Source organism: Ferroacidibacillus organovorans (genome assembly GCF_001516615.1).
Lineage (GTDB): Bacteria > Bacillota > Bacilli > Alicyclobacillales > SLC66 > Ferroacidibacillus > Ferroacidibacillus ferrooxidans_B.
Genome location: NZ_LPVJ01000038.1, coordinates 1 through 13,965, shown reverse-complemented (window position 1 = coordinate 13,965; position 13,965 = coordinate 1). Strand labels below are relative to the sequence as shown.

Sequence of the window (13,965 nt, the reverse complement as noted above, 5' to 3'; positions counted from 1 at the left end):
GACGTTTCACGCGGCCGTGACCGATGAAGGGGCGGGAATCGATGTGAGCATGAACATTACCAATTCGATGATGACCAACCAATATGTGTACAACCTCAATCAGATTAACCAAAATATGATGACGCAAGAAAATCAGATGGCAACGGGGAAGACGCTCAATTTGCCGTCAGACAATCCGCTTGCGGTATCGACGGACATGCAAACGAAAACCGCGATCTCGCAAGCCACCTCCGATCTTTCGGCGGCATCCGGATCGCTTGCCATGATGAACACGACGCAAGCGGCGGTTTCTGAAATGGCCTCTGTGCTAAACGGACTGCAAACCATTGTAAACCAAGCGATCAACACGCCAAATGAAACACCGCAAACGCTCGGGGCTCTCTCACAACAAGCGGGTCAACTGATTTCACAACTGGGCCAACTGAGCGATACGAAGTATGGAAATAATTACGTGTTTGGTGGCTATCAAACGGAAACACCGCCTTCTACCTATGTGTTCACGAACACCTCACCAACCGGTACGACCAGTGCGCCGACGGTGCAGTTTTCAAACGGCACACAAGTTCAAACGTCCGTTTTGGGAACCGACCTTTTTCAAACACCGCCTGCCGGAAAAACGGTTAGCCTTTCGCAAACGCTCCAAACGCTCGTTTCGGACATTCAAGGTGGAAACAGTGGTACGTTATCAACCGATTTAGCGAATCTTCAGGCGCAGACGAATCATGTGATTAACCAAAACGCAGCGCTTGGAACAAGGATCAATCAGATTCAAGCCTACGCGAATCAGACGACGAATTATCAAACACTCCTTCTCAATCAGCAAAGCAATCTAGAGAATGCGAACATGGCACAGGTGCTTACGCAGTTTAGCAATGAACAGACAGTGTACACGGCAGCATTAAAACTCGGTCAGCAAATTTTGATGCCCACGCTTTTTACTTATCTGCCGTAGAGGAATATCCGAAACGGCAGATGGGCAAGCGGAAGATCCCTGTAAAGAAACGAAAGAAAGCAAAGAAAAAAACCAAAAAGGGGGATTTTCATATGAGCATGCCTGGCGGTCTTTTAAACCAGCTGAACTCCATTCCCAATGCGGGTGGCATTGGCGTTCCGGTGTCACAATACGCAACACAGATGCAAAGCGTATTAGAAACGCAACTTTTGACGATTCCAAACCAAGAAATCAGCGGTTATCAAGCACAGTCAGGCGCGCTATCGAGCCTTCAAAGTGCACTATTGACACTCCAATCGGCGGTTCAAACCCTCACTGGGGCTGGAACGTGGAATCAGGTTAACGCATCCATCAACGTGTCAGGCGTGACGGTCTCGGCGGGGATCGGGGCGGTTCCCGGGACGTATCAGATGAACATTACGAGTCTCGCGACAGGCCAGCTTGATGTAGGGAGTGTCACGCAATCCAGTGAATCGGGTACGTCCACGCTCGCGTCCGGAAGTTTTACGATCACACCGACGAGTGGAACCGCGACCACGATTAACGTGACATCAGGCGAATCGCTTGATGCACTTGTTTCAGCGATCAATCAGGCGCAAAGTGGCGTAATTGCCGGAATCATTCAAAACAACGGCTCCTATCAACTGACCATGAGCAGTCGGCAGACGGGTTCAAACGCAGGATTTACGCTTGCGGATGTGTCAGGAACCGTGGTTGCAGCAGGTCTTGGCGAATCGATGATTGTTGCCGCAAGCAACGCCACTGCAACGCTTGATGGCATCTCCATTTCTTCGCAGACAAACACCTTTACCGATATTGCGCCAGGGATCAGTGTGACTGCGAACAATACGGGATCTGGGACTCTCAGTGTAACAGCAAACACGCAAGGGACGCTTTCTGCAGTCAATCAGTTTATGAGCGCATATAACGATGTGGTGGATCTAATCAAAAATGATTCCACGTATACGAAAGGGACAAACGGATCGCCGGGTACACTCGGTCCTTTAGCCACAGATGCCACGGCACAAAGCGCGTTACAAATGCTTCCGCAAGCGATCATGCAGTCCATTGGTGGAAGCGGGACGCTGACAAACCTTGCGCAAGCGGGGATTGTGCTTGATCCGACAACGGGGCATTTGGAATTTCAATCGACAAGCGGATTTTCTGTGACGACATCGAGCGGGACAACCACAAGCGCGCCAAATGTGAGTTTAACGGATGGGCAAACGACATTTACGAATCTACTCAATCAAAATCCAACGGCGCTTGAGAATCTGTTTGGGGTCATTCAAACACCTGCGAACACAGGCATCCCAACGAGTGGCGTACTGGGCGCTGTGCAAAACGCGCTGAATGTTTTTGTGGGACACGGAAGTAATCTTGGAACAATCTCCTCCGAACAGACGTCGCTCGCCGCGCAGATCAAGCAAACGAACGCGTATATTACGCAAGTCACAAATGAAATTAACCAACAGGTCGCAACATTTACCTCTCAACTCAATGCGCTCAATACGGCACTTGCAAACAATCAGAGTTCGGCACAAAGCATTTTGGCTTTGATCAATGGTGGGACGAGTGCATCGAGTAGTAGTTCCTCTTCATCAAGCGGTTCTTCAATACCTTAATTCGAACAAAAATTGATTTGAATCGCGAGGGATCAATGTGGACTTGGATCGACTGGTAATCGATTCAAATGAACTTTCACGAACCGTTCAGATGGACGCTTTGTCGATGAGTGAGGAAGAATTGCATCGGGCGTATGAGAAACTTTTGGCGATGGAATCTCTTTTACAGTGCGCGATTGAAGAAAAGAAAGAACAACTCCAAACGCTTATAGCCACACGCAAGGCGAAACTCGCCTACAGCCAAGGGGGAAATGTTTGAGTGCTTTTATCTGCGTGCTTGATTGTCAAAAATGAAGCGTTAACGCTTGATCGTTGTCTTTCATCACTCCGCGGTGTCGTCGATGAAATCATCGTAGTCGATACAGGATCAACGGATGATACGATAAAGATTGCGCGTGATCATGGCGCGATGGTTACTCATTTTGATTGGGATGGCGATTTTTCACACGCGCGAAACGCATCGCTTGATCTTGCTTCAGGAGAATATGCGCTTGTGATTGACGCGGACGAATACCTTGATGAGAAACAAAAAGAAGGTCTTCGAACGTTTCTTGAAACAAATCGTCCGGAAGCGCTTATGATCCGTCAACGAAACTATCTGGGGCAGCTCTCTGAAATTCGATCCGTCTTGCCTCTTAATGTCATGCGGATTTTTCGATCGTATCATCGCTATGAGGGAAGCATTCACGAACAAATTTCGCTTTCCGTTGAACGCACAAAAAAACCTGTCGCTTTTTTTTGATCTTGATTTTCATCATGTCGGATATCTTCAAGATTTCATGTTACGAAAGGGGAAGACCAACCGAAACCGCGAGCTTTTGTATCAAGAACTTGAAAACGACCCCAACAATCTTTTTCACCTCTCAAACTTGATGGCAGAACACTTGGTTGTCGGTGAACTGGACGAAGCGAGAAGACTTGGAAAACGATCGCTCACAATTTTACACGCTACAAAGAAGAAACCTATTTTTTCAAGCCGTATTTATTCACTTTATTTATTAAGCCTTGAGGATCGTGAAGAAGCGTGTACAGTCTATCAAGAAGCGATTCGGCTGTTTCCGGAGCATACCGATTTTCGACTTCGTTTTGCGCAATACGAGATCAAACAAAAGCGATTCTTATCCGCCCAAAACATTCTTTTTGAAGCGATTAAACATGGTGATCCAAAGTATTCTATGATTGAGTTTACTGAAGGTGCGGGTAGCTTTTTATCGTATACAGAACTGGCGCGCGTCTACAGTTTTATGGAGGATGCGCAAAGTGCGACCGAATCGGCGCTGCGTTCTTTTTTCATGCAGCCGTTTGACAGCAAAGTGATGGCCCTTCTTTCCTATCGGGTTCCGCAAGAAGGGCAGGCCATGTTGCTTGAACGCATCTGTGATGTAAAATCTGCGGGTGAGTGGGCGGCACTCCAAGCCATCAAAGGGCAGAACGTAGAGCGCGAAATTGCGGAATTTGAAAACCGGTTTGGAAAGCATGTTCTTTTTGAATTTGCAAAGAACGTGATGAGTCAAGGGGAAAAAACGTTTAGCAAGGATACCTCAGAAGAAGAGCGGGAATGGATCAACGGACTTTGTTCGATTGTGCGCGGTGAGGATGGTGAAGCGCATTTAAAACGGGGTGGAGCCAAAGGCGCCTTTTTGCTCCAGACCCTCACGTTTTTGAACGATGGGACAGAATTTCACTGTGGGTTAAAAAACATCGTGTGGGACTTGATTGGGTTTCGTGCCTATGATCTCTTAAAACGGATCTTGCCGCATTGTGATGATCTGATGGACATTTGGCCAATGCTTTATCACACGCCCTTTGAAGCCCATTTAAGTGATGTGTTGTGGTCGGGTGATACACCAATGGAACAGGCGCATCTTGCGCACCGCGCCTTTTATAACCGCGAAACTGAAAAAGGGTTAACGCACATTGAGTGTGCAGAAAAGGATGGCGTGACGGTGTATTCGCGAATTGTGAGGGCTGATTTGCTCTTGCAAAAAGGAAAGGGTGACGAGGCGAAAAAAACGCTTTTGCAAGCTATTGAAGCCTTTCCGCAATCAAGACTTTTGCTTGATGCCAAGCGCGCACTTTTTGGTGAGATCGATCATAAACAAGTTTTTTACGCACTAGGAGGCAATCAATAGTATGAATCCCTACCTTAAAAACCAAACGATGATTCAAACGATGCCTTTTCCAAAGCAGTTATCAGCCTTGCACGCGCGCGCCGCGTATTTGTGCAAAACAGCGTATGATCAATTTTCTGACCCGACCACGCAGGACCAAGCTCGGCAAAGTATAGAGGATTTCAAAGAAATTCTCATCTTTTTGATCTCGTCTCTTGATACTAAAACAGAGGCGGGACAAAAAACGGATGCAACGTTTCGTTATTTTTTAGGAAAGTGCATTTTATGGATTACAAGCGGAACCATTGAACAAGACGTGTATGATACGATGGTCTCGACCATGATGTCGTGGGCGACCACATGGGAAAAAATTCCTGCAGAAGCAATGGGTTAAAACGTAGAGTCACAACCAAAGATATGTTTAGCGAGTAAAAGAGTCTCACCACGAGACTCTTTTCTTTTATGACAAAAATCCACAAAAAAAGATAAAAACCATGTGTTTAGCATGCAAAAAAAATCGAGTTTAACCGTTCTTTAGTATGAGACCACAAGAAAGGGTGCTTTGAATGAACTTCGGAATTAATTTCAATTCCAGCGCACAATCGATTTTGAATAACTTGTCGAACGTCAACAGCGAGACATCGACGGCATACCAACAGCTTTCAACGGGAAACCGAATCAACTCTGCTGCGAACGATCCCGCGGGTTACGCGATTTCGCAACAAATGACCTCGCAGATTAACGGATTAAATCAAGCATCGCAAAACGGGCAAAACGGGATCAGCTTGATTCAAACGGCCTCGGGCGGCATGAACCAAGTGCAATCGATCCTCCAGAGCATGTCAACGCTGGCCAATGAAGCGTCCAACGCCGGCCTCACCTTCTCCAACCGAGCGAACCTTCAACTTGAAATGAACTCGCTTTCGGCTCAAGTCAACTCGATCACGAATCAAACGCAGTATAACGGCATTAATTTGTTGTCGGGCCAGTTCAGTTCGCTCAATACTTCAGCGTCCGGCAACCAGCTCACGCTTCAGGTTGGAGCGGATCAAGGGCAAACCCTTTCTTTCTCGATCAATGCAACGGACGTCAACAACCTGGGCGTAGCAGGTAGCGCGCTTGCGAGCGCGGCGGACACCGCGGGAACTGGAACGGGTACAAATTCTTCGATCACTCAAGTAACAACACCTGCATCGATCGTGACAGGCATTACCACTTCCTCGAACAGCCTTTTGCAAGGCGGTATGAGTCTACAACTTGTGATGACCGCATCGGTGGCAGCGGGTGCAAATAGCACAACAGCAGGTACAATTACCGGTTACAGCTTGCAACTTGAAACGGCAAACGGTACGAAAATCGGCTCGGCTGTCTCGCTTACGGCGGGTGTCACTTCAGGATCGACGGTTACCATTGGAGATACGAATACCGGCGCGACGCTTCAACTCACGCTTGGAACACTATCGAGCCTCTTGACGGTGGCTTCTGGAAATGCGGCAGGCTCCTACACGCAGATCGATAGCGTTTCAACGTCTGGAACCAAGTCGTATAGTGGAAGTGCGGCCAACGGCTTCCAAGCGCAAAACAATGCCATTGCGCTAAACGTTATGACGCAATCTGGCGCGCAAGATGCGATTACAAAAATTCAAAGTGCGATCAGCCAGCTCTCGACCTATCAGGCGCAAATTGGTGCGGTGCAAGATCGTCTTAACTATACGGTCTCGAACTTAAACAACGCCTCGCAAAACCTGCAAAACGCACAAAGCACGATCACAGAGACGAACATGGCGCAAACGTACACGCAGTTTAGCCAAGATCAAGTCCTACAACAGGTGGGTCTCTCGATGCTCGCACAGGCACAACAGCAACCGGGTGCGATTCTCAAGTTGATTCAGTAATCATCTTCGATGTTCAGGACTTCTCTCAAAAGGGAAGTCCTGTTTTTTGTCGAATAAAAGTGAGACCAGAATTAAGAAAGAAGGATTTCTATGCGTTCTTCTGATTTGCTTTATTCATTACTTGAAATGAACGACAAGGTATGCCTCGTTGATGTTGGGGCCAACCCAATTGATGGTGACGCACCTTATAAGGAAATGCTCCGCCACGGTCATTGCCGCTTGGTTGGTTTTGAGCCGCAAGAAACAGCGCGTGCATTATTGAATCAAAGGAAAAGTGAATATGAGGAGTATTTGCCGTATGTAATTGGAAATGGGCAGCGAGCGAACCTTTATGTATGTCATGGGTCGGGGATGACAAGTACATTAAAGCCAGATCCATCTCGACTTGCACTATTTAATGGTTTTTTAGGATTAGGGCAGGTAGAACAGGTTTTTGAAGTGGATACGAAACGACTTGATGATGTCACTGAGATCGAACGTATAGATTATCTTAAAATCGATATTCAAGGCGGAGAATTGACCGTGTTTCAATCTTCTCCAAAGCAGATGGAAAACGTGGTCATGATCCATACAGAAATCTCGTTTATGCCGCTTTATGAACAACAACCGTCTTTTGGGGTTCTTGATCTTGAACTTCGTGCACAAGGGTTTGTGCCGCACGCGATGGCGGCACTCAAATATTGGCCGATCTCTCCCATGATTGTCAACGGAGATCCGACGCGACCCATGAATCAACTTTTAGAAGGTGACATGATCTATGTCCGCGATTTTATGAAGGAGGAAAATATGACGGTCGTTCAGTGGAAAAGGCTTGCATATCTCGCGCACCATCTCTATCGCTCTTATGATCTCTCTGTACGATGTATTCTTGCGGCAGAACGCCTTGGCGGGCTTTCAGAGGGGACTGTGAATCATTATATGACGCTATTGCAAAATGAACAACGATTACGCTAAATGAGACATGCTTTAAATACATCTGAATCGTCTGTTGGCCTTGAGGACAAAGCACCACATACTCCATGTGGTGCTTTGTGGATGGGGGCGATGTTTCAGGATCTATTTTGAAATGATGTGTTTTATGACCTGCTTTGCCAAAGGCCCTAGATCAATTACGTATGCATCTTCGGCGATCGATTTTTGCAATTTCTGATAGTCCTTTTTGAGTTGAGCCTCGTATTCCTTTTTTGCTGCAGTGGCACGTTGTGCTGATTTGTTTTTTTCCTGATCCGAAGGATTAATCTGCTTGGAGTGCGACGAATTGGGTGCGGAGTACTGGCTTGCTGCATGCGTTCTAGGAGTTGCCAAAGATGAATGACTCGCAGGAATCATTGTCATAGGGACACCTCTGTATAATTCGCTATTTTCGATTTACTATAGCATTTTTATAAGGTGGTTGATAAGGTGATTGTTGCATTATTTTGGTTGAAATCAAAAAACTCTATGTATGAAGGAGTTACTTACGCATTGTTATAGATTTTATATTTTTACAGATAATTTTGATAAAAGTTGCGCGGGGGGTGGGCGGTGGTATAATGAAGGCATCTTCCACAGGGAGGTTAGCGTATGAACATTCAGATTCGTGGTGATCATCATTTGGACGTCACGCCAGCGCTCAAGCAGTACGTTGAGAAAAAGATGGGGCGCATGGAGCGCTATCTTGAGGCTTCGCAAGTTCACGATGTGTCAGTTACGATGAGTGTTACAAGAGGTGTTCATACCGTCGAAGTCATGATCCCGTTGGGACAAGCTTTGCTCAGGGCGGAAGAGCGGTCGGATGACATGTATGCGTCAGTCGATTTGGTGATGGATAAACTTGAAAAACAATTGGAGAAGTATCGACATCGCATGGGTCAAAAGGTGAGTCGTCGCCTTAAGGTAGAAGGTGGAAAAGCCAAAACGAGAGTGAATCAGATCGGGATGGATGAGCTGGCGGAAGAAGATGAACCGGATGTCGTGCGCGTAAAACGGTTTGACATGAAGCCGATGGATGTTTCTGAAGCCATTATGCAAATGGATCTTCTCGGTCACGACTTTTTTGTCTTTGCGAATGCGGAGGACGAAAAAACAAGTGTCGTCTATCGTAGGCGAAATGGACAATTCGGATTGATTCAGGCGCTGTGAGACAGGCCATATGCCGGGCGATTTGTTTCGCGCGAGACGAGAAACCTAGACGCGCTTCCTGCATACATCTAAAAGACAGGGCGTTTCCGCGAGTTGTTGTGCGGGACGTGTGAGATCGACGGTGTAATGTAAGGGAGTGAGAGGCGTGGGGCTGCTTGTATGGATCTTGCAGATCATCGCTTTTCTCGTCGTCTGGAAGGTTGTTCATCTTCTCTATTGGAACGCGCGCAAATTGCTCGGCACACAGTCACTGCTTTTGACGATGTTTATTACATTTTGCATTGCGTTGTTAGCGGTAGTTTTGTTTCATGCGTTTCACACGGTTTGGGCGGGTGTGCTGATTGCTGCATTGGTGTTGGGGATTGGCAACGCGGAATATGAATTAAATCGCGAGGCGCCATGACTCCGTGAAATAATGGCCGCCGTTAGTGAATAGAATGAAGTGGGAGGGGCAAACGCCCCTCCCTTTAGGTTGCGCGCCATGAGGCGTACAAGGTACAATACGATATTAGGGGACACAGGTCCTGACTGCGGTTTTGCAAATCGCCGCTGACACCAGCGGAGGGAGTGAAGCCCTCGTGATCGGGCTGATTAAACGAGTTGTCGGAAGTTCGAATGAGCGTGAAGTCAAGAGATTGTTGAAAATTGTTGACAAAGTTCGCGCGCTTGAGCCGACGTATGAAGCGATGTCGGATGATGAGTTGCGCTCACAAACAGATCTGTTTAAGATGCGCTATCAGCAGGGAGAACGGCTCGACGCGATGCTTCCTGAGGCATTTGCCGTGGTTCGCGAGGCGAGCAAGCGCGTTCTTGGCATGCGCCATTTCGACGTTCAGTTGCTGGGTGGCATGGTTCTTCATCAAGGGCGCGTTGCTGAGATGAAAACGGGTGAAGGAAAGACGCTTGTCTCTACGCTTCCTGCCTATCTAAATGCGTTAACTGGAAAAGGTGTCCACGTCATTACGACGAATGACTATCTGGCGCGTCGCGATAGCGAATGGATGGGACGCATTCACCGTTTCATGGGACTCACGGTGGGCCTTAATGTGCATGGACTCTCGCACGCTGAAAAACAAGAGGCGTATCTGGCGGATGTGACGTATGGCACGAATGCGGAATTCGGGTTTGACTATCTGCGAGACAATATGGTGATGAATACCGCAGAGATGGTGCAACGCCCGCTTCATTTCGCAATTGTTGACGAAGTAGACAGCATTTTGATTGATGAGGCAAGGACGCCGCTGATCATTTCGGGGCCTGGCGAAAAATCGACGGATCTTTATTTTATGGCGGATTTGTTTGTGCGTTCGCTTGTGCACGAAGAGGATTACACGTTTGATGAAAAGGCGCGCACGGCCAACCTCACGGATCAAGGCGTGCACAAAGCAGAACGCTACTTCCGTCTTGAGAACTTGTTCGATCCACTTCACATCACCACAAATCATCACATTACGCAGGCGCTCAAGGCGCACGCGTTGATGCATCGCGACAAGGACTACGTCGTGATCGGTGAAGAAGTCGTGATCGTCGATGAGTTTACGGGGCGCATGATGCAAGGCAGGCGCTACAGCGACGGACTGCACCAAGCGATTGAGGCCAAAGAGGGCGTCAAGGTGCAAAACGAATCGCGCACGCTTGCGACGATTACACTGCAAAACTATTTCCGGATGTATGAAAAGCTTTCAGGCATGACGGGAACTGCCAAAACAGAACAGCAAGAATTTGTCGATATCTATGCAATGGATGTTGTGACGATTCCGCCCAATCGACCCAATCTTCGCAAAGACTTGTCGGACGTTGTCTATAAAACGGTCAAAGGCAAGTTTCAGGCGGCGGTCCTGGAGATTGAAGCGAGACATCGCACAGGTCAACCGGTGCTCGTTGGGACAACCTCGATTGAAAAGTCGGAGTTACTCTCAGGAATGCTTCGCGCCAAAGGCATTTCGCATCACGTACTCAATGCAAAGCACCACGAGCGTGAGGCGGAGATTATCTCACATGCGGGTGAGCGCGGCATGGTGACGATCGCCACGAACATGGCGGGACGCGGAACGGACATTCATCTCGGTGAAGGGGTTGCTGAACTGGGCGGCCTTCATATCATCGGCACAGAACGTCACGAGAGCCGTCGTATCGACAATCAGTTGCGTGGTCGCGCCGGCCGTCAAGGTGATCCGGGATCTTCGCAATTCTATCTGTCGCTTCAAGATGATCTTATGCGGCTTTTTGGCTCTGACAACATCATGGGTCTTATGGATAAGCTTGGCATCGAAGAGGATCAGCCGATCGAGAACGGGATGGTCTCAAAGGCGATTGAACGCGCGCAGCGTAAGGTGGAGGCAAACAATTACGATGTGCGCAAGCACGTGCTTAAATATGATGATGTGATGAACAAGCAGCGCGAAGTGATTTACACGCAGCGCCGCCGCATTTTGCAAGAGCAGAATCTGCGCCCTATTATTGAAGGAATGTGCAGGGATCTGGTTGATTTTATGCTGCAGACGTACTGTCTGCAAGATCAGGTTCCGGAGGATTGGGATCTAAAAGGGCTGCTCGAATACGGGGAACATACGTTTTTGACTCCGCATAGAGTGACAGAAGATGAACTGCGGCGCTTCGAGCGAGAAGAACTTCAGGAGTTTCTGTACAGTCAGGTGGATGTTGAATATAACCTGCGCGAAGAGACGCTTGGCGATTTCGTTCGCGAGCTTGAACGGATCGTTCTATTGCGCACGGTGGATTCGAAGTGGATGGATCACATTGACGCGATGGAAACGCTGAGGCAAGGTATCCACCTGCGTTCATACGGACAACTAGATCCGCTCACGGCGTATCAGCAGGAAGGGTTCCAGATGTTTGAGGACATGATTCACAGCATTCAAGAAGAAGTCGCGACGTATGTGTTTAAGGCGCAAGTCAGCATGCCTGATCTGCCGCCAGAAACACCGGAGCCGCTTTTCACTTCTTTCTGACACGACAAACGGTTGTGGGGCACTGCATAGAGTCGACCGCGATGCGCGTGCGGATACACGTGTATCTTGCGGTCTTTTCAATAGAATCAGGAGGCGGTTTTTTATGGCAGAGACGTTTGGTGAATTGCGTCAACAGCTTTCCACTATGGACCAACGTTTGGTCGACATCGGGAGGTCTCTTTGACATCCCTGCTAAAACATCGCGCATAGCACAACTTGAGCATCAGATGTCGATCCCGACGTTTTGGGATGATGCGGATGGAGCGAAGCAGATCATCGCTGAACTCAACCAGATCAAAGGTGTCGCAGAGCATTTCGCGGTGATGCGTGCGCGGATGGATGATCTTGTGTTGACGCTTGAGCTTGCGCAAGAAGAAGATGACAGTGATCTGTTTCAAGAGGCGAATAAAAAAGCGGATGAATTTAAAACGGCGCTGGATGAGTTTGAATTAGAGCTTTTGCTAGATGGCCCGTATGATCACAATAACGCGATCTTCGAGCTTCACCCTGGCGCGGGTGGAACGGAGTCGCAGGATTGGGCGTCCATACTGCTTAGGATGTATACGCGGTGGGCGGAAGGTCGCGGCTATAAGATCGAGACGCTTGACTATCAGCCAGGGGATGAGGCGGGCGTCAAGAGTGTGACGCTTATGATCAAAGGATACAACGCATATGGCTATTTAAAAGCGGATAAAGGTGTTCATCGGCTTGTGCGAATTTCCCCGTTTGACAGTTCGGGGCGTAGGCATACGTCCTTTGCGTCTGTCGATGTGATGCCTGAACTTGATGACAGCGTAGAGATCGATATTCGGCCGGATGAGATTAAGGTGGATACGTATCGCTCCACAGGCGCCGGAGGACAGCATGTCAATACCACAGACTCTGCGGTTCGTATCACCCATCTGCCGACTGGGGTGGTTGTGACGTGCCAGAGTGAAAGGTCGCAGATTCAGAACCGGGCCGTTGCGATGAAGATTCTGGCGGCGCGTCTGTATGAGCGCAAACGCGAAGAGCAAGAAGCTGAGCTGGCTGCGATTCGGGGTGAGCAAAAGGATATCGCCTGGGGAAGCCAAATTCGCTCGTATGTATTTCATCCTTATTCGATGGTCAAGGATCATCGGACGGGGTATGAAGTTGGCAATGCGCAGGGCGTCGTTGATGGCGACCTCGACGGATTCGTCAATGCGTACCTGAGATGGCAATTGCATCGGCGCTCATCGCAAACGGATGACGGGGAGGGAAATTCGTGAGCGAGAACGACCTTTTTCGTGAGCGTGCTGCAGCGGAGCGCTTTCGCGTAGTGGATGCAGTGATGACAGAATACGGCAAACGGCTGGATAGGGATGAGAATCGCTGGTTGCTCGAACAGACGATTGCGACAGGAATGGAACGGCGCAATCTGTTGTGGAGAATTCCGCTTTATGAAGGCGCAAGTGTGCTTGATGTCGGGGTGGGGTTTGGCGCGCTCGCGTTTGACGTGGCCGCGCTCTATCCTGTTCGCGTGATGGGGATCGATCAAAACCCGGAAATGATTGACCATGCGACGGCGCTCTGTGACAAAATCCGCGCGACGAATGGATTTGTTGCGGAGTCGGAACTTTCGTTTCAATTGGGGGATGCGCAGAAACTTTCTTTTCCTGACGGATCGTTTGATCTTGTCACGGCGCGTTTTGTATTTCAGCACCTTTCGGATCCTCACGCTGCGGCCAAAGAGATTGCGCGTGTCTTAAAAGTTGGGGGGGTGGCTTGCCTTGTCGATGTGGATGAGGCGCTATCGCTTTCCTATCCAGAGGAATCCTCTGCCTTCACGCTTCTTTACAGTTCATTTCGCGCTCTGCAGACTGAAAATGGCGGTGATCGCCAGGTTGGGCGCAAGCTTGCGCATGAACTTGCGGAATTTGGGGAGCTTGAAATCATCGGCTCATTTGTGGATCACCAGTCGCACTACGGCTGTCTCTCGGATCTGTCCATGCAACTGACCATCGCGCGGTTTGAGCAAGTGCGAAGCGACGTGATTGAGCGCGGGTTATTGGATGCAGAGCGCTATGATCGCGCATTGGAAGCGTATCGGATGGAAGGGCAGGCATCGCGGTTTCAGACCGTTGGACAAATTACCGTTTTTGGACAGAAAAAGCGCTGATCAGGGCATTGTGATATGGATAAAAATTCCTGCATAAAAAGTGGGGTAAATGGTTTGACAGAGGAGTTCTGGGGTGGTATATTACTCCTTGTCGCCGCGAGGCCGACCGCAAGAGAAGAAACAAAATGAAGCACCTTGGATCCTTGAAA

Annotated in this window: 14 protein-coding genes; 13 read left to right on the top strand and 1 reads right to left on the bottom strand. The window is 48.8% G+C overall.

All coding sequences use genetic code 11. The features are described from left to right. Window positions 1-49 precede the first annotated feature (49 nt). The 8 genes from ATW55_RS09515 (at window position 50) to ATW55_RS09480 (ending at window position 7,537) form a co-directional block, all read left to right on the top strand. Window positions 50-952, top strand: coding sequence for a flagellin (locus ATW55_RS09515; RefSeq protein ID WP_235587076.1), 903 nt, complete (start codon window positions 50-52; stop codon window positions 950-952). Between the two features lie 92 nt (window positions 953-1,044). Continuing rightward, complete coding sequence (gene fliD, locus ATW55_RS09510) at window positions 1,045-2,577, top strand: flagellar filament capping protein FliD (protein ID WP_160327215.1); 1,533 nt, start codon at window positions 1,045-1,047, stop codon at window positions 2,575-2,577. A 37-nt stretch (window positions 2,578-2,614) separates the two neighbouring features. Beyond that, window positions 2,615-2,836 (top strand): hypothetical protein, encoded by a 222-nt coding sequence (locus ATW55_RS09505; protein ID WP_153005106.1) that lies wholly within the window; start codon window positions 2,615-2,617, stop codon window positions 2,834-2,836. Then, window positions 2,837-3,319, top strand: a complete 483-nt coding sequence (locus ATW55_RS09500) for a glycosyltransferase family 2 protein (protein ID WP_067716324.1) — start codon at window positions 2,837-2,839, stop codon at window positions 3,317-3,319. It abuts the gene before it with no gap. A gap of 37 nt (window positions 3,320-3,356) precedes the next feature. Further along, window positions 3,357-4,709 carry a tetratricopeptide repeat protein gene (locus tag ATW55_RS09495; RefSeq protein ID WP_160327214.1) on the top strand — a complete coding sequence of 451 codons (1,353 nt, stop codon included), beginning with the start codon at window positions 3,357-3,359 and terminating at the stop codon, window positions 4,707-4,709. 1 nt (window position 4,710) lies between these two features. Next, window positions 4,711-5,082 (top strand): hypothetical protein, encoded by a 372-nt coding sequence (locus tag ATW55_RS09490; RefSeq protein ID WP_067716316.1) that lies wholly within the window; start codon window positions 4,711-4,713, stop codon window positions 5,080-5,082. 172 nt (window positions 5,083-5,254) lie between these two features. Continuing rightward, entirely contained in the window at window positions 5,255-6,583 is a 1,329-nt protein-coding gene (locus ATW55_RS09485) for a flagellin (RefSeq protein ID WP_067716312.1), read from the top strand. Window positions 6,584-6,673: 90 nt separating this feature from the next. Beyond that, window positions 6,674-7,537 (top strand): FkbM family methyltransferase, encoded by an 864-nt coding sequence (locus ATW55_RS09480; RefSeq protein ID WP_082685720.1) that lies wholly within the window; start codon window positions 6,674-6,676, stop codon window positions 7,535-7,537. A gap of 102 nt (window positions 7,538-7,639) precedes the next feature. Here the strand turns inward: ATW55_RS09480 and ATW55_RS09475 are convergent, their stop codons facing one another. Continuing rightward, window positions 7,640-7,918, bottom strand: a complete 279-nt coding sequence (locus ATW55_RS09475) for a hypothetical protein (RefSeq protein ID WP_067716309.1) — start codon at window positions 7,916-7,918, stop codon at window positions 7,640-7,642. 228 nt (window positions 7,919-8,146) lie between these two features. Here ATW55_RS09475 and hpf point away from each other — a divergent pair, with 228 nt between their 5' ends. The 5 genes from hpf (at window position 8,147) to ATW55_RS09450 (ending at window position 13,816) form a co-directional block, all read left to right on the top strand. Continuing rightward, the gene (gene hpf / locus ATW55_RS09470; protein ID WP_067716305.1) at window positions 8,147-8,704 is read left to right on the top strand and encodes a ribosome hibernation-promoting factor, HPF/YfiA family; all 558 of its coding nucleotides are present in this window, start codon (window positions 8,147-8,149) and stop codon (window positions 8,702-8,704) included. Window positions 8,705-8,849: 145 nt separating this feature from the next. Continuing rightward, a complete protein-coding gene (locus ATW55_RS09465; RefSeq protein WP_067716301.1) occupies window positions 8,850-9,107 on the top strand; it encodes a hypothetical protein in 258 nt (85 codons plus the stop codon). A 175-nt stretch (window positions 9,108-9,282) separates the two neighbouring features. Beyond that, the gene (gene secA / locus ATW55_RS09460; protein WP_162839394.1) at window positions 9,283-11,676 is read left to right on the top strand and encodes a preprotein translocase subunit SecA; all 2,394 of its coding nucleotides are present in this window, start codon (window positions 9,283-9,285) and stop codon (window positions 11,674-11,676) included. 103 nt (window positions 11,677-11,779) lie between these two features. Beyond that, a protein-coding gene (prfB, locus tag ATW55_RS09455) for a peptide chain release factor 2 (protein ID WP_153005104.1) occupies window positions 11,780-12,926 on the top strand; the annotation gives its coding sequence in 2 pieces (ribosomal slippage) (window positions 11,780-11,857 and window positions 11,859-12,926; 1,146 coding nt in all). Beyond that, window positions 12,923-13,816 (top strand): class I SAM-dependent methyltransferase, encoded by an 894-nt coding sequence (locus ATW55_RS09450; RefSeq protein WP_067716298.1) that lies wholly within the window; start codon window positions 12,923-12,925, stop codon window positions 13,814-13,816. Before prfB ends, ATW55_RS09450 begins: the two co-directional genes overlap by 4 nt. The last annotated feature ends 149 nt before the right edge of the window (window positions 13,817-13,965 follow it).

What these genes read in the sequence shown, in the direction of transcription:
- fliD (WP_160327215.1), top strand. Translation starts at nt 1,045, where the DNA reads ATGAGCATGCCTGGCGGTCTTTTAAACCAGCTGAACTCCATTCCCAAT.
- ATW55_RS09515 (WP_235587076.1), top strand. Translation starts at nt 50, where the DNA reads ATGAACATTACCAATTCGATGATGACCAACCAATATGTGTACAACCTC.
- hpf (WP_067716305.1), top strand. Translation starts at nt 8,147, where the DNA reads ATGAACATTCAGATTCGTGGTGATCATCATTTGGACGTCACGCCAGCG.
- ATW55_RS09495 (WP_160327214.1), top strand. Translation starts at nt 3,357, where the DNA reads ATGTTACGAAAGGGGAAGACCAACCGAAACCGCGAGCTTTTGTATCAA.
- ATW55_RS09490 (WP_067716316.1), top strand. Translation starts at nt 4,711, where the DNA reads ATGAATCCCTACCTTAAAAACCAAACGATGATTCAAACGATGCCTTTT.
- ATW55_RS09485 (WP_067716312.1), top strand. Translation starts at nt 5,255, where the DNA reads ATGAACTTCGGAATTAATTTCAATTCCAGCGCACAATCGATTTTGAAT.
- ATW55_RS09480 (WP_082685720.1), top strand. Translation starts at nt 6,674, where the DNA reads ATGCGTTCTTCTGATTTGCTTTATTCATTACTTGAAATGAACGACAAG.
- ATW55_RS09475 (WP_067716309.1), bottom strand. Translation starts at nt 7,918, where the DNA reads ATGACAATGATTCCTGCGAGTCATTCATCTTTGGCAACTCCTAGAACG.